The sequence below is a fragment of the Helicobacter mehlei genome (assembly GCF_003660265.1).
Lineage (GTDB): Bacteria > Campylobacterota > Campylobacteria > Campylobacterales > Helicobacteraceae > Helicobacter > Helicobacter mehlei.
Genome location: NZ_QXQP01000002.1, coordinates 64,669 through 80,210, shown reverse-complemented (window position 1 = coordinate 80,210; position 15,542 = coordinate 64,669). Strand labels below are relative to the sequence as shown.

Sequence of the window (15,542 nt, the reverse complement as noted above, 5' to 3'; positions counted from 1 at the left end):
TGTTGTTCTTTTGGAAAAACGAAAGAAAATATGGAAAAACAAGGCAAATCATACTATTATTGTGCCTTGTAAGGGTAAATGCTCGTTAAAGCTAACCAAAATCTTGAGGAGATTGGGATGAAGAGTTTAAGTAAGCAGGTTTTAGCGTTGGCGGCTCTGACGGGCGGATTAGAATCTTTTGAATATAAATTAGCCGGTTGGGCAGAGTCTTTTTCTAAGATTGGATTTAATAACAGCAAGATTGATGAATCTAAAAACATCTACCCTACGGAGACTTTTGTAACGGTCGTGGGGCAGGGGCGGATTGATTTTAGCCTATTGCCTAAAAAACTAGAAGGGCATAGCCTTAAGGGGAGCATTGGAGGAACCGTGGGTGGTGTAGCTTATGATGGGACCAAGCACCTCCCCGGTGGGACGCAAATCTTTAACTACATTGGTTATTACAATGGTTTTATGGGGAATCGTTTCTTAGATCCGGATATCTCTAAAAACACCAGAACCTACGTTTTTAATGAAGGGTGGTTAGGATACACCTATAAACACATTTTTGGGATCAAGGCGGGGCGTTACGAGTCGGAGGCAGACTATATGAGTGGCTATACGCAGGGGTTTGATACTTTCGTGCGCTTTAAAGACAAGCACCATGCCACTTATAAGCTTTCTTGGTTTAGCTCTTGGGGGCGTGCCTTTGCCTATGGCGAATGGTTGTATGACTATTATTCGCCCCGTTCGGCCTACACCACGCCTAATGGCGTGCAATGCACGGAGTGCCCTAGCGGGAAGAGAGGTAAGTTAGTCAATTATGGAATCCATGCACTCTCTTTTGCCTACACAAAAGATTTTCAGAAATTGGGCAGTGCCTTTAGCATCAGCCATTTTTATTACTTTGCGCCCAAAACTTATAACACGATCGGGGTTGATTTGAAATACGATACGAATCCTAAGTTTGATGGGGTGGGTTTTCGATCCCAAACGCGTGCAGTTGCGCTCTTCCCCATTTACTACGATCGCCTCGTTTATACCACAAACTCCCAAACAGGCACGATCAATTACGGGGATTTTGCCTACCGCTATGGGACCAAAATGAGTAAAACCGGACAATCTTTATTGATCCGCCAACGCTTTGACATGAATGAGTTCAATTTTGGTGGGGCTTTTTATAAGGTGTGGCAAAATGCTAATTCCTTCATTGGGACTACGGGCAACCCTCTAGGGATTGACTTTTGGACCAATAGTGTCTATGATGTGGGGCAGTCTTTGAGCAATGTTGTGGGCACGGATGCGGTGAGTGGCTGGATTTTTGGTGGGGGTGTGCATAAAAAATGGCTTTGGGGCATTTTGATGCGTTGGACAAGCGCACTCAAAGCCAATGAAGGGAGTAGTGCTGTCAATGTGGGATACAAATTTACCCAAGCTTTAAAAGCAGAGGTTAAATTAGAGTATTATGGGTTGATCATGCACAAAGGTTATTTAGAAGGCGTGTGGGGTAATCCTGTTGCCTATGCTAAAGCAAATGGTATTAGTAACAGCGTGCTTTATTCGAGGCGTTATAGCGATAGAAGCCACCTGATGGTAACCATCACGGCTCAGTTTTAAATTGTTGTCTTAAGAGAGGGGGTATGGAAAAATTAACGAGGATGTGATGAAAAAGATCGTTTTGTTGTCCAAAAGTTTAGTGGCTCTTTTAGCTATGTCGCCTGCCCAAGCCCTTGATTGGAGAAATCTCGAATCCTTTGCAAAATTCAAAGCAGGGGCGGAGTCGTTCTCTAAGATCGGGTTTAATAACAAGCCCATTAACACCAATAAGGGTCTTTACCCCACAGAAACTTTTGTCACTGTGGTGGCTTACTTGCAATTAGATTTTCCCGAGCTCTTGCCCAAGAGTGCCACCGCCAATGGGCATCACATGTCTGGAAGTTTGGGGGGTTTTGGCGGGGGACTCATTTATGATGGGACCAAGCACCTGATCAACGAGGCCACGGGCAAACCTTATGGGGCGATGGATTGGAACTACTTTGGCTACTATGGGGGTTTGGTGGGGCAAAAACCTTGGGCGCAGTGCTGGTATGGACTAGGTGGGGGCAAAGAGTCAGATTATGCGGGTTTGAGTGCAGCCCAGCTACAAGCTATGTCAGATGCCACGACCGTTCCTAACCCTAATGGTGGAACAATGAGTGCAGCCGATTGTGTGCAAGGCTATGCCAACAACACACGCAATTATGTCATTTACAACGCCTACATCGACTACTCTTATAAAGACATTTTCCGCTTTAGAGGGGGGCGTTACGAATCGCCAGCAGATTACATGAGTGGCTACACCCAAGGCTTGGACATGACCTTGAAATTGGGCAATTTTAAGTTTTGGTGGTTTAGCTCCTTTGGACGGGGCTTTGCCTATAACGAATGGTTGTATAACTTCTATTCGCCCAAGACCTATACGTTAGCCAATGGGAGCAAGATTAACCCCGGGGTGCATGCCTTTTACATCACATGGGAGTATAAGGGCTTAAGCATTGTCCCCTTTGTTTATTTCTCTCCCAACAACGAATACGACCCCAACTTCACAATCACCTACGACTCTAAGCCGGGCTTTAAAGGGATAGGCTGGCGATCCCAGACCGATATTACGGTGCTCAACCCCTTTTATGCTAAACGCTTTTGGAACACCTACCAGTTTGGCATGATTTCGCGCAAGAACGCCCATAGCTTGATGATCAAACAGCGTTTTGACTACAACAACTACAACTTTGGGGGGGGCATTTATAAGAGCTTTGGGAATGCCAACTGGATGATTGGCTACCATGGTAACCGCTTGGGCTTTGACTTTTGGACCAATAGCGTCTATGCCAATACCCTCAACTCTCTATCCTACATGATGGATGCGGATGCCTTTACCGCCTTTTTATTTGGCGGGGGTGTGTATAAAAAATGGCTTTGGGGTGTGATTGGGCGTTTGACCTATGGGCCACGCGCGGATGAACAAAGTCTGGCCTTCAACTTGGGCTATCAGTTTTCTAAGCATTTTTATGCAGATATCAAGGTGGAGTATTATAACCAGATCGTGCACAAGGGTTATAAGGTGGGTTGGAATGGTCCCTATTTGCCCGATCAGCCAGCAACTTATCAAGACAGAAGCCATATTTTTACGGAGATCAAGGTCAAACTTTAGAGGTCCTATGAAAGACTCTGCAACACTCCTTGTGGGTGCCTTATTCTGCGTGTGTTGTGTGGATTTGCTGGGGGCTTTTAAATATAAGTTGAGTGGGAGTGCGGAGTCAGTCTCCAAGATTGGTTTTAACCACTCGCCTATTAATTCGGCTAAGGGTATCTTCCCCACCGAGAGTTTTGTAACCATGACCTTGAAGCTCCAAGCCGATGCCACCTTGTTAAATAAAAATGGGCACAAGATCACAACGGGCATTGGGGGGAGTGTGGGGCAATTGGCCTATGATAGCACCAAGAACCTCATCGATCAGAGCACCGGGCAGGTCTATGGCTCTAAACTTTACTACTACATTGGGAGATGGTGGGATTTTTTGGGCAATGCCCCTTGGAAAAAATCTAATATTTTATCCACCAAAAACGCCAAACCCTATGTGCTCTATAACCTTTTTTTACAATATGACTACAAGGGCATTTTCACCTTTATAGGTGGGCGTTATTTAGCCAAGACAACCTTTGTAAGTGGTTATACAGAGGGTTTTGAGGTCTCCTATAAATTCCTCTCCTATTTTCGATTCCGCTGGTTTAGCTCCTTTGGCAGGGCTCTAGCTACGGGAGAATTTATCCGCCCTTGGTATGCCCCCATCACCACGACCAACAAAAAGGGCGAAGATGTGGATTTGGGCATCCATGCGGTGGGCATTAATTACGATACCCGCTATTTTTCCCTAGTGCCCTTTGTCTATTTTTCACCTAACACCTACACCACGCCCGGCTTTAAGCTCCACTACAATTCTAATGCCACCTTTGATGGGATAGGTTTTAAATCCCTAACTGAAATGACGGTGATTTTTCCCATTTATAGCGCACATTTAGCCGATACTTGGTATCGTGGGATGCAACTAGGGAAGGGCGGGGTGAGCATTTATATCTGCCAGCGTTTTGATTGGAATCAATTCAACTTTGGGGGCGGGTATTACCAAAACATCAGGAACGCCAACGCCAAAATGGGTTGGTATGGGAATCCCATTGGGATTGATTATCGCGATGCGAGTATCTATGGGGGGCTCATGGATAACATGCTCTCTCCCGATGCCATTACCGGCTTTATCTTTGGGGGTGGAGTGTATCGCAAGTTTTTTTGGGGCATGCTAGGCAAACTCACCTTTTCACCCCGTGCTAATGAACAAAGTGTCGCGCTCAACTTAGGATTTAAGTGGAGTCGCTATGTTTCTAGCGATGTTAAGATCGAATACCACGAGGTCTATACCCACAAGGGCTATAACATCGCCCAGTGGTATGTCCGTGATTACAGCGTGGGCGCAACCGCGCAAGATAGAAGTTATCTAATGACCTCTATCAAGGCACAATTTTAAATGGGGTTGTAACATGGATACACAATACCCAAGCCCTTATTTTCTAGGGTTTTTTGATATTCTAAAGTCAGGAGGTAAATCATGTTAAAATGGAATCACAACACACAGGGAGGTTTGAATTGAATACCCGCGCGCCTTCTAAACCTAAATGGTTAAAATCTATGCTTGTTTTAGCACAGCTAGGCTCTTTGCACGCCCTAGATTATAAACTTTCGGGCGAGTTGGATCTATTTAGCAAAGTGGGGTTTAACAACGCCCCATTAAATTCCAAATTGGGGATTTACCCGACCGAGAGTTTTGCCTCTGTGGTGGGGAATGTCTATTTTAATGTGGGCTTATTGCCCAAACATGTTGCCGATCACACGCTAAGATTTGGGATAGGCGGGGAAGTGGGGGGCGTGATCTATGATGGCACAAAATTAAGGGTTGATCATGGGCATGATGACCAGCGTTATGGCTCAGTAATTTACAACTTTATTGGGGGCTGGCATGGTTACTTTTTTAACCAATATTTCAGCCCAACTTATGATGGGGTAGGCAAATCGGGTGCCCTGCACGCTAGACCCTATGTCTTGGATAATGCCTATTTGGATTATAACTACAAAGATGTTTTTGGTTTTAAGCTAGGGCGTTACACCGCCAACATTGATTTGATGAGCGGGTCTAACCAAGGTTGGGAGCTGTATTACAGACCCACTAAAAATTTTAAACTCTGGTGGTGGAGCTCCTATGGGCGGGGCTTGGCGTTTAACTCTTGGATTTATGAGTTTTATGCGGTTGTCCCCTATCTCAAGCCCGGGGGCAATCCTGCTAACAATAGCTCATGGATTAACTACGGCTGGCATGGCGCGAGTGCCACCTATGATTATAAAAATCTGAGCACAGAGTTTTACTATTATTTTTCCCCCAAGACTTACAACGCACCGGGCATTAAACTCTCCTATGACACCAATAAGAATTTCAGGCAGGTGGGTTTTCGCTCCCAAAGCTTGATCATGCTCACCGTGCCAATCTATTATTCCGGGTGGTATGACCCTAAAACGGGCTTGTATAGCATTTGGGACGCCGCCTCACATGGATCGGCGGTGGGCAAATATGGCGTAACCCTCAATCTCCGCCAAATCTTCCGTTGGAACAAATTTACCTATATCATCGGGCTGTATAACACCTTTGGCAACTCCGATGCGTATTTGGGATCGCACACCATGCCCATGGGGAACAACAGCTCCTATGTAAATGACATTTACGGCATGGTCGCCTATGACTTTTGGGATAATAGCGTCTATGATGGGATCGCCGATGCCGCTACCAATGCCAACACCACAACGATCTATGGCTCAGTAGGGAGCGTGTATAAAAAATTTGCGTGGTCCATCTTTGGACGGGTGAGCAATGCCAACAAGGACTCTAAAGGACACCGCGGGCGTAGCAATGAATATTCAGCAGCCCTCAGTCTAGATTATGCTTTTACCCGTTCGCTCTTTTTCCATGTCAAGGTGGAGTATTATGGGATTGAAATCCACAATGGCTATAAAATTGGCTACTTTGGACTCCCCCAATTTGGCAAAGCCACTTACCAAGCCCGCTACCAAGATCGTAGCCATTTGATGGCGAATTTGACGCTCAAGTTTTAGGTGCTGTACTACTCGCATGATGAGCAATAATATTATGAAAAAATATAAAGTAATATTCTTGAGGCGAGTTAAGAAAGCGGAATGGTTAGGGTTTTTTTTAAGAAAAAAAATACCTAATCTATATTAGAATGCGGGCACACAATCATGGTTTTGTCGTGGGCTTGAGGCTGTTACTGGTTTAGGGTCTTAGACATGTTCTGTGTAGATGCAACACTCAAGGTTACTTAACATATAAAGGCAATGCTGATGAAGGAAATGATCAAAAAACAGACGAGGAAGGCGCAGGTCAAGGGGCGCAAGTTAGGGAAGGCAATCGCTCCTGCTTTGATTTTGTCCTCCTCTTTTGGACTAGGTGCGTTGGATGCCCTTTCTTATGAAGTCCATGGGGATCTTATCAATTTCTCCAAGGTGGGCTTTAACACGCAACCCATCAACCCGGTTGCAGGATACTACCCAACAGGTACTTTCGTGGAGCTCACGGGCAAGTTGGAGAGCACCCTGCACTTGGGCAAGGGCTGGAGTGTGAGCGTGGGGGGTGCACTGGGTGGTATGCCCTATGATGGCACGCGTTACGACAAGTATTCTAAGAACTATAACCCTCGCAACGTATGGGGAAATGTGGGTTGTGATGGCACACCAGTTAGTAGCAATGGGTTTTGTGTCCCGGCAACCAGTGGTGGTATGTTAGGGGGGGATTATCGCCCCGGCATGGTCGCTGACCCGCGCGGTATCGGCTACATGTTTATGGGTGAGTGGAACGGGCTAGCCCCCAACTACTACCCAGCTAGTGCCTACACCCCCGGACAATCCCGCCGTTATGAGATTTATAAGGCCAATGTCCAATATAAAAGCGATAAAATTTGGATCATCGCTGGGCGTTATGACACCACACAAGTTAAAGACATTGACTGGTTCTACCAATTGACTCAGGGTTTCTATGGGATGTTTAACCTGACCAATAAGCTGACTTTCCAAGTGTTCAGCTCCTGGGGCCGTGGTATCGCTGACGGGCAGTGGATGTTCCCCATCTACCGCGAAAAGCCTTGGGGGCAACACAAAATCGGGCTGATCTACCAAGTTAATAAACATTTCTCGATCCACCCGCATGTGTGGTTCTCCCCACAAGTCTTCACCGCTCCGGAGATCAAGCTGTATTACGATACTAATCCAGAGTTTAGTGGCCGGGGCTTTCGATCACAAACCACGCTGTATGCGATGTATGTCTATCAGTGGAATAACGCCCAGTATGGTCGCTATGCGCCTGCGCGTTATAACACTTGGGACCCTTTCTTAAATAACGGGAAGTGGCAAGGTCTGCAAGGTCCGGGTGGGTCCATCATTTTGTTCAAACAACGCTTTGACTTTGATAACCATAACACCTCCTTTGGTATCTATGCTGCTATTGGTAACCCAAACCCTAATATCGGTACCTATGGTAACCCCGTTGCCATCGATGGTGTGGAACAATGGACAGGTGGTATCTACTCACTAGGGTTTGCCTCCATCAACAACATCACCGCTGCCGATGCCGTTACTTTGTATTGGAAAGGTGGTGGTGTTTATGGCAAATTTGACTGGGAGCTAGCTGAGCGTTACACCACAGCTCCGCGTGCTGATGGTCAGGCTCTAGCGTTGTATATGAACTACCAAATTGGCAAACACATCAAAGCCGGGATCAAACTTGAATGGTTCATGCAAGTTATCCGTGCGGGCTATAACCCCGGTGTGGGCTTCCTAAGCTATATGGGTCAGCCCTTGAGTTTGAACACCGGTCTTTTCTCTGCTGCTGGCTTTGCTCAAGGACCCCAAAATACCGGTGCGATCACCCACACGGTGGTACAAGATCGCAGCCACTTGATGACTCACATCAGCTACAGCTTCTAAAAACCATTTTCTCTAACAAAAGGGGAATCTTTCCCCTTTAAGCTTTTTTCTGCTACAATAAACCGTCTCCTCTTTTTATTTATTCCAAAGGGTGTTTATGCAAGTTAGAAGTCGCCGACACGCTCCCAAGGGATTTGTTTTTGTGGCACTTGCTTTGACATATTTAGAGCAAGCGATTGCCTTTGACATGAGCATCACTGGAAAGATGAGTAGCTACACCTTATATGGCTTCAACAACAAGCGCTATAACCCCTCCAAATTCATTTACCCCACAGGTAGCTACACCTCTCTTTTAGCCGAACTCAATATCAGCATGGACCTTTACAAGGGCTGGCATGCCGAAGTGGGGGGCATGGTATCTGCTCTGCCCTATGACTCCACAGCCCAGCAAGGCAATAACATCCAGCCCGGCCAGCCCGGGGGCCCGGGGCAATTCTACCAGCATGACGGCGGGATTTATTGGGAATACATCGGCTGGTATGCCGGGCATAGCGGTTTGAATGTGCAAAAACCCCGCTATGCGATGGTGAATAATGCCTATTTGAGCTACGACTACAAGGGCATTTTTGGAATCAAGGGTGGGCGTTACGAACTCTCTGATTATGACTGGTTCACTTCCTTTAGCCAAGGGGTCGAGGGCTATGTCAAATACAAAGATTATAAACTGCGTGTGCTCTACTCCGATGCTAGGGCTTCAGCCTCCAGCGACTGGTTTTGGCCCTTTGGGCGTTACTACACCAGCGGTAAGCCCTTGATGATCGCCGATCTCAAATACCAACACAAGGGGTTAAAAATCAACCCCTATTTTTACTCCATCTTTGGGCGCATGAATGCCCCCGGGATCAACATCACCTATGACACCAACCCTAATTTTAGAGATAAGGGCTTTAGGTGGGTGGGGACTTTTGTCGGCTTTTTCCCCTTTTTTCCCCCATCAGGGCGGGGCTATGACATCATCTTGTTTGGGCAAGAAAAAATGGGCAAATATGGGCAAACTCTCTTCTTCCGCTCCCGTTTTTACTACAATAAGTGGCAATTTGGGGGGAGCATTTATAAAAATATCGGCAATGCCAACGGGGATATTGGCATTTATGGCGACCCCTTGGGGTATAACATCTGGACTAATAGTATTTATGATGCTGAGATCAATAATATTGTTGGCAAAGATGCGCTCAATGGCTTTTTATACTTTGGCTCGCATTATAGAAGTTTTACATGGAAGGTCTTGGGCCGTCTGACCACTTCCCCACGGGCTAACGAGCAAAGTATCGCCCTCTTTTTGAGCTATTTTTTGAGCCGTTATAACCTCAAATTCGATCTCAAATTAGAGTACTACAACAACATCACCAAAAAAGGCTATTGTTTGGGGTATGGCTTTGGCCCCACTCCTAATACTTGCGGATCATGGGACCCCGCCACCAACAACTACGCCCCCATCTTGACCCGCAATATCGACTCGGATCGCAGTCATTTGATGTTCACCCTCACCTATGGTTTCCAACTCTTATAAAGAGTGGTTTTACAAAAAGCGTTTGTAAAAAAAGACTTCAATCTCCTCAGTGTTGCCTTGCACTAAGGCAACAGTTTGGCAAGCCCCCAGCGCATCTAAAGCCCCCGAGCTATAGCGGTTGTTACGATAGGGGGTGAAAATCCCTTGATCTAAATGCCCCAAGATTAAATGTGCCCGATCGCCCTTGAGTTTGAGAGGCTCTGATAGGCGGGCTTTCACGCTTGAGAGTGTCGCTAGCGATCCGGCTTGCTTTTCAAGCACGGGCAAACCCAACGCCAAAAAGGTCAGCAAGCAACTTAGAGGGTTACCCGGCAAGCCAAAAACCAGCGTGGATCGCCCCTGTTTTTGCAAACTGGCTAGCATGATGGGCTTACCGGGTTTGACATTGACCCCATGGTAGTGGATTTTTGCGCCCATTTGTGCCAAAGCCTCTTTAAAATAATCCTTATCCCCCACACTCACGCCCGCACTGCTCAACACCACATCATAATCTAAAAACCCCTCTATGGCGTGCTTTTGCGCCTCCAAATCATCACCTAGCTTACCTAAATGTTGCGCCTCATAGCCATGATCTTTTAACAACGCCACTAGGGCTAGGGCATTACTATCATAAATTTGGTGGGGCAGGGCTTTAGTGCCTAAAGGCACAATCTCATCTCCACTGCTCACCACCCCCACTTTTAAACGCTTGAAAACCGGGATCACGGCCACGCCCTGAGAGGCTAAAAGGGCTAATAGCCCCATATGCAAGCGCGTGCCCTTTTTAACAAGAATTGCCCCTTTTTGCAGATCCTCACCTTGGAAGCGGACATTATCCCCTTTTTTAAAGGCTTGTTGGTTGGGTTTGTGCTTAGGGGCTTGAGCGTGCTTGTCATCAAATTCTAACATCTCCTCAAAGGGCACGACCAGATCCAAACCTTTGGGCAAGAGCGCACCGGTCATGATTTTCACACATGCCCCCTTGGGCAATTCTAGGCTACTCACATCCATGCCCGCATACACCACACATGCCACGCCCACACATGCCCCCAAATCCTCTAAAGCAAAGGCAAAACCATCCATTGCTGAATGCGTGGCTTTAGGCAAGTCCTCTAATGCCACAATATCCTCGCTCACAATGCGTCCCAAGCCCTCTTCTAATTTGATTCTCTCTGTTTGGTGTGTAGGACAAGGTAAATTCAACCCAATTTGCAACGCCTCCACAAATGTAATCAACTTCTGATTCATCACTATCCTTAAGCATTAAGCCACCATGCTAGCACAAAGAAATATACGAGGGATTAATGCAAGTTGAGGACCTTAGGCCCGCCAAGCATCCAAGAGTCTTTTAGCATTTTGCACAATATCCCCACTCCATAAGCTAGAAATCACGGCGATCATGTCGGCGTTTTTAAGCTGTGTGGTATTTTGGGGGCTAATCCCTCCAATAGCACAGATGGGGATGTTTAAATGCGCTTTGGCGCGCTGGAGTGTTTCTAAAGAAATGCACGGGGCTTGGGGTTTGCTTAAAGAGGGGAAACACGCCCCAAAAGCCACATAACTTGCCCCAGCTTGTTGGGCTTGCAAGGCTTGATCCAAATTGCCATAACAAGAGACTCCCAAATACCCCTTAAATAGGCGACGAGCTTGTGATAAGGGTACATCTTCAGAACCCAAATGTAACCCCCAAGCGTGGCATTTGAGGGCTAAATCTAGGCGATCATTAATCACAAAACCCACGGCATGTTTTTGGCAGATTTTAGCCAATTCTTGAGCTAGACTAAGTAATTCTAAATCACTATGGCTTTTATCTCTAAATTGGAAGATTTTAACCCCGCCTTGGATGGCAAGGCTAAGCATGTACGGGAGTTTGTCATAGGGAGTTAAAATCTCATCACTAAGGGCATAAAGCCCCTTGAGTTCTATTCCCACTCAATGGTCCCGGGGGGTTTTGAGGTGATGTCATAGACCACGCGGTTAATGCCTTTAACTTGGTTGGTGATCGCATTAGCCACGCGCTCTAAAAATTCAAAGGGCAGGGGCGCAAAATGCGCGCTCATCCCATCGCTAGCCTGCACGGCTCTTAGGGCGATGGTGTTATCATAGGTGCGTTTATCCCCCATCACGCCCACCGAGCGCACATTGAGCAAAACACAGAATGCCTGCCACACTTGATCGTAAAGCCCCTCGGCATGCAAGGCATCAATGAAAATGCGATCGGCTTGGCGCAAGAGTTCTAGACTAGGGGGGGTGATCTCACCTAAAATGCGGATCGCCAGTCCGGGTCCGGGGAAAGGGTGGCGTTTGAGCATGGACTCAGGCAAGCCCAGCTGTGTCCCCAAAGCGCGCACCTCATCTTTAAACAGCTCCCTTAAAGGCTCTAGCAACTCAAAATCCATTTTTTCGGGCAAACCGCCCACATTATGGTGGGACTTAATCACAGCCGAAGGGCCTTTTACGCTCACCGACTCGATCACATCGGGGTATAAAGTCCCTTGCGCTAAAAACTTGATCTTGCCTGCTTGTTCTAATTCTTTTGCCTTGTTTTCAAAAACTTCAATAAAAGTGTTGCCAATGATTTGGCGTTTCTTCTCTGGATCGATCACGCCAGCTAGGCGTTGCAAAAAAAGCGTGCTGGCATCAACGACATGCAAGGGGATATTGAGCCCTTGAAACATTTTAATCACCTGCTCTTTTTCCCCCAAGCGCAATAAGCCGTGATCCACAAAAACCACTTCTGTTTGCTTGGGCAGTGCTTGGCAACACAGGCTAGCCACCACGCTTGAATCCACCCCCCCGCTCACCGCACATAAAATACGCTCTTTGCCTACTTGAGCGCGGATTTTGGCGATCTCTTGGCTGGCAAAGTAGCGCATATCCCACATGGGCGTACTCTGGCAGATCAACAGGGCAAAGTTTTTTAAAATTTGTGCACCTTGTACGCTGTGAATCACTTCGGGGTGGAATTGCAAGCCAAAAATGGGCTTTTGGGTGTGGGCGATCGCGCAAAAGGGTGCATGGGCACTTTGGGCTAAGACTTGGAAATTAGGGGGCAAGACCTCTACACGATCCCCATGACTCATCCACACCACACTTGTGGGATCAACGCCCTCAAAAAGCGCATGTTTTTCTAGGAGATTGACATGCACCTTGCCAAATTCTTGGTGTTGCGCGCCCACTACCTCCCCCCCAAAACTATCCACAATGAGTTGCAAGCCATAACAAATCCCCAAAATGGGCAAGTTAGACTCAAACAACGCCGGATCGCAACGATAGGCCTTCGGATCATAGACGCTTGCTGGACCCCCGCTCAAGATAAAACCCTTGGGTTTTTTAGCGAGCAGGTCTTGTAAGTTGTGGTGGTAGGGGTAGATTTCAACATAAATACCATTTTCACGCAGACGCCTAGCAATCAGTTGGGTATATTGACTCCCAAAGTCCAAAATAATTAATTCAATGTCCATGTTTGTGCTTAATTAGTGTGAAGATAGGTTGATAATCAATGCGGAAACCCTCAATGCTTGGGCGGGCTTGTGGGCTCAAAAGCCATTTGCCAAAGAGTGCACCTTTGTCGGAATGGCAAGGGTTGATCCAAAAATAACGCATTCTTAGGGGCTGGTGCAAAATGGGGGGTAAATTTGCCCGTGTTTTTTGTTGCAAATACAGCCGTTGGCTCATCAAAATCAAATCATCGGGTCGGTAGGTTTTGGGGGTGTTTAACATCACCTTGAGGTGCGTTGATATGGCGGGCTCTTGGAGGGCTTTTAAAAGCGCAAGTGGGGTTTTAGTTTGGAGTCTAGCCCATGTGCTAGGATTGCCCAGTAAAACCAAGCGTTCTTGTAAAATGGGCGTGCCCTCCAGTTTTAAAGAAAGCCAAACAGACCTAGAGACCAATAGAGCGTCTGCTATGCAAAGATTCTTGGGTATCCCCACCCATTGTATTTCTTGCTTAGTATCTTGCCTAAAAGCTTGTTGCAAAATATCCAAAAAACCTTGTTGGTTGCCCAAATCACTAGCAATCCTAAGCGGGCTACCCCACAAGGGCAGGGCTAAAAAAACTAGGCGTAAAAAGCGCATTAAAAGGCGCGCAAAATCGTGGCGTTGAGTCGATCGCTAAAGGCTTTGGCGTTCTTGAGCGCACCCTTTTCTAGGAGTTTGGCACTATCAAAGAGCAAATGGGCAACATCTGCAAGCACGGCTTTATCCTCAATGCCCTTGAGCTTTTGCATGATGGCGTGGTTGATATTGAGTTCCAAAGTCTTAGGCTGACTAGGGATTTCTTGACCCATTTGGCGCATTAAATTAGCCATCATGGCATTTTGTTCGTCCCCGACCAACACCACGACTGAGTTCAAGTCTTTAGAGAGAGCCACATCTTTAATCTCATCTTTGAGGGCTTCTTTAAAGGCTTGCACTAGGGGGTCAAATTCTTGTTTTTCCTCCTCGCTCACTGGGGCCAACTCTAATTCTTTGAGGGTTTCGCTAGAGGCGGCATCTTTTAAGGGGATTTTGGCATATTCTGACACGCTAGGAATCACAAAGGCATCGATCTCATCGCCCATCAAGAGCACTTCAAACCCCTTTTGGGCGTATTTTTCCAGCAAGGGCGAAGCTTTTAGGAGGTCTAAATTCTCCCCGATCATGTAGTAAATGCTTTTTTGATCGGCAGGCATGTTTTCTTTGTAGCTTTTTAGGGAGAGAAAATCTGCACCCTTAGAGCTAGCAAAACGCAATAAGTCTAAAATCTTATCTTTGTTTTCAAAATCATGGTGCAAGCCCTCTTTGAGTACGCGCCCAAAAGGCACATAAAACTTTTTATAAGTCTCTTCTTCTTGGCTTAGGCGTTCAATCTCGGCCAGAATTTTCTTAGTAGAAGCACTCTTGATATTGGCTAGGATTTTATTTTGTTGCAAAATCTCGCGACTCACATTCAAGGGCAAATCCTCGCTATCAATGATCCCACGCACAAAACGCAGATACTGGGGCAATAACTCCTTGTCATCGTCGGTGATGAAAACCCGCTTGACATAGAGTTTAATGCCCGATTGGTAATCCACGCGGTATAAATCAAAGGGGGCGGTGCTGGGGATATAAAAGAGGGTGCTGTATTCTAAATGCCCCTCGACTTTATTGTGAATCCAGCTCAAAGGCTCGTTGTTGTCATGTGCGAAGCTTTTATAAAACTCTTTGTAGTCCTCCTCTTTGAGCTCATTTTTATTCATGCGCCAAAGCGCGCTCGCGCTATTAATTTGCGTGCATTTGTCCTCTTGCACTTCCTTTTTATTCTCCCCCTCGCCCTCAAACTTGCTTTCGGTGTAGCTTAGGAAAATAGGGAAGGGGATATGTTCGGAATACTTTTTAACAATGTGCTCGATCTCCCAACGGCTAGCAAATTTGCCCTCTTCCTCTTTTAAAAAGAGTTTAATTTCGGTGCCCACCCCCTCTTTGACACAAGGGCTAATTTCATACTCACCCTGCCCATCGCTGATCCACGCATAAGCCTGTGTATCTAGGGCTTTTTTACTTTGCACCACAACTTTATACGCCACCATAAAACTAGAGTAAAAGCCCACGCCAAATTGCCCAATCAACGCGCTGTCTTTCTTTTGATCTCCGCTCAAATGCGATAAAAAGCTTTTGGTACCCGATTTGGCAATGGTGCCTAGATGGGAGATGAGCTCAGATTCGTCCATGCCAATGCCATTATCGCTAATGGTGATCGTTTTGGCTTTTTCGTCAAAACTCAAGTGGATTTGAGGCACGAAGTCTAGTTGTTTGTATTTTTCATCGCTAATCACTAAATAGTTGAGTTTATCTAGGGCATCAGAAGCATTGGAGATCAGCTCACGCAAGAAAATTTCTTTATTGGAGTAAAGAGAGTGGATCATTAAATCCAAAAGTTGCTTGATCTCGGTTTGGAACGCATGTTTTTGGGACATAAAAACTCCATCAGATTAATTTTAAAGGTTAGGATTATAGCACAAAAATAGCCCGTTT

The 15,542-nt window shown here is 46.4% G+C and carries 11 protein-coding genes; 6 read left to right on the top strand and 5 right to left on the bottom strand.

The window, feature by feature from the left end:
* Window positions 1-117: 117 nt before the first annotated feature.
* The 6 genes from EAO36_RS01135 (at window position 118) to EAO36_RS01110 (ending at window position 9,566) form a co-directional block, all read left to right on the top strand.
* On the top strand, window positions 118-1,596 hold the full coding sequence (locus tag EAO36_RS01135; RefSeq protein ID WP_120947549.1) for an outer membrane family protein: 1,479 nt from the start codon (window positions 118-120) through the stop codon (window positions 1,594-1,596).
* Between the two features lie 46 nt (window positions 1,597-1,642).
* Window positions 1,643-3,169 carry an outer membrane family protein gene (locus EAO36_RS01130; RefSeq protein WP_120947449.1) on the top strand — a complete coding sequence of 509 codons (1,527 nt, stop codon included), beginning with the start codon at window positions 1,643-1,645 and terminating at the stop codon, window positions 3,167-3,169.
* A gap of 7 nt (window positions 3,170-3,176) precedes the next feature.
* Window positions 3,177-4,538, top strand: a complete 1,362-nt coding sequence (locus EAO36_RS01125) for an outer membrane family protein (RefSeq protein ID WP_120955591.1) — start codon at window positions 3,177-3,179, stop codon at window positions 4,536-4,538.
* A 161-nt stretch (window positions 4,539-4,699) separates the two neighbouring features.
* Window positions 4,700-6,172 (top strand): outer membrane family protein, encoded by a 1,473-nt coding sequence (locus EAO36_RS01120; protein ID WP_120947551.1) that lies wholly within the window; start codon window positions 4,700-4,702, stop codon window positions 6,170-6,172.
* 246 nt (window positions 6,173-6,418) lie between these two features.
* Window positions 6,419-8,056 (top strand): outer membrane family protein, encoded by a 1,638-nt coding sequence (locus EAO36_RS01115; RefSeq protein ID WP_120947451.1) that lies wholly within the window; start codon window positions 6,419-6,421, stop codon window positions 8,054-8,056.
* A 97-nt stretch (window positions 8,057-8,153) separates the two neighbouring features.
* Window positions 8,154-9,566 (top strand): outer membrane family protein, encoded by a 1,413-nt coding sequence (locus EAO36_RS01110; protein WP_120947452.1) that lies wholly within the window; start codon window positions 8,154-8,156, stop codon window positions 9,564-9,566.
* 9 nt (window positions 9,567-9,575) lie between these two features.
* Here EAO36_RS01110 and EAO36_RS01105 read toward each other — a convergent pair whose 3' ends face one another.
* The 5 genes from EAO36_RS01105 to htpG form a co-directional block, all read right to left on the bottom strand.
* A complete protein-coding gene (locus EAO36_RS01105; RefSeq protein ID WP_120947453.1) occupies window positions 9,576-10,793 on the bottom strand; it encodes a molybdopterin molybdotransferase MoeA in 1,218 nt (405 codons plus the stop codon).
* A 72-nt stretch (window positions 10,794-10,865) separates the two neighbouring features.
* Window positions 10,866-11,477, bottom strand: coding sequence for a thiamine phosphate synthase (gene thiE / locus EAO36_RS01100; protein ID WP_120947454.1), 612 nt, complete (start codon window positions 11,475-11,477; stop codon window positions 10,866-10,868).
* Window positions 11,468-13,009, bottom strand: a complete 1,542-nt coding sequence (gene guaA / locus EAO36_RS01095) for a glutamine-hydrolyzing GMP synthase (RefSeq protein WP_120947455.1) — start codon at window positions 13,007-13,009, stop codon at window positions 11,468-11,470. The genes thiE and guaA overlap by 10 nt, the downstream gene beginning before the upstream one ends.
* A complete protein-coding gene (locus EAO36_RS01090; protein ID WP_120947456.1) occupies window positions 12,999-13,622 on the bottom strand; it encodes a hypothetical protein in 624 nt (207 codons plus the stop codon). The genes guaA and EAO36_RS01090 overlap by 11 nt, the downstream gene beginning before the upstream one ends.
* Window positions 13,622-15,484 (bottom strand): molecular chaperone HtpG, encoded by a 1,863-nt coding sequence (gene htpG / locus EAO36_RS01085; protein WP_120947457.1) that lies wholly within the window; start codon window positions 15,482-15,484, stop codon window positions 13,622-13,624. The genes EAO36_RS01090 and htpG overlap by 1 nt, the downstream gene beginning before the upstream one ends.
* Window positions 15,485-15,542 lie beyond the last annotated feature (58 nt).

Bases quoted from the DNA above. Each gene is read 5' to 3' on its own strand.
- EAO36_RS01135 (WP_120947549.1), top strand. From the start codon at position 118: ATGAAGAGTTTAAGTAAGCAGGTTTTAGCGTTGGCGGCTCTGACGGGC.
- EAO36_RS01130 (WP_120947449.1), top strand. From the start codon at position 1,643: ATGAAAAAGATCGTTTTGTTGTCCAAAAGTTTAGTGGCTCTTTTAGCT.
- EAO36_RS01125 (WP_120955591.1), top strand. From the start codon at position 3,177: ATGAAAGACTCTGCAACACTCCTTGTGGGTGCCTTATTCTGCGTGTGT.
- EAO36_RS01120 (WP_120947551.1), top strand. From the start codon at position 4,700: ATGCTTGTTTTAGCACAGCTAGGCTCTTTGCACGCCCTAGATTATAAA.
- EAO36_RS01115 (WP_120947451.1), top strand. From the start codon at position 6,419: ATGAAGGAAATGATCAAAAAACAGACGAGGAAGGCGCAGGTCAAGGGG.
- EAO36_RS01110 (WP_120947452.1), top strand. From the start codon at position 8,154: ATGCAAGTTAGAAGTCGCCGACACGCTCCCAAGGGATTTGTTTTTGTG.
- EAO36_RS01105 (WP_120947453.1), bottom strand. From the start codon at position 10,793: ATGAATCAGAAGTTGATTACATTTGTGGAGGCGTTGCAAATTGGGTTG.
- guaA (WP_120947455.1), bottom strand. From the start codon at position 13,009: ATGGACATTGAATTAATTATTTTGGACTTTGGGAGTCAATATACCCAA.
- EAO36_RS01090 (WP_120947456.1), bottom strand. From the start codon at position 13,622: ATGCGCTTTTTACGCCTAGTTTTTTTAGCCCTGCCCTTGTGGGGTAGC.
- htpG (WP_120947457.1), bottom strand. From the start codon at position 15,484: ATGTCCCAAAAACATGCGTTCCAAACCGAGATCAAGCAACTTTTGGAT.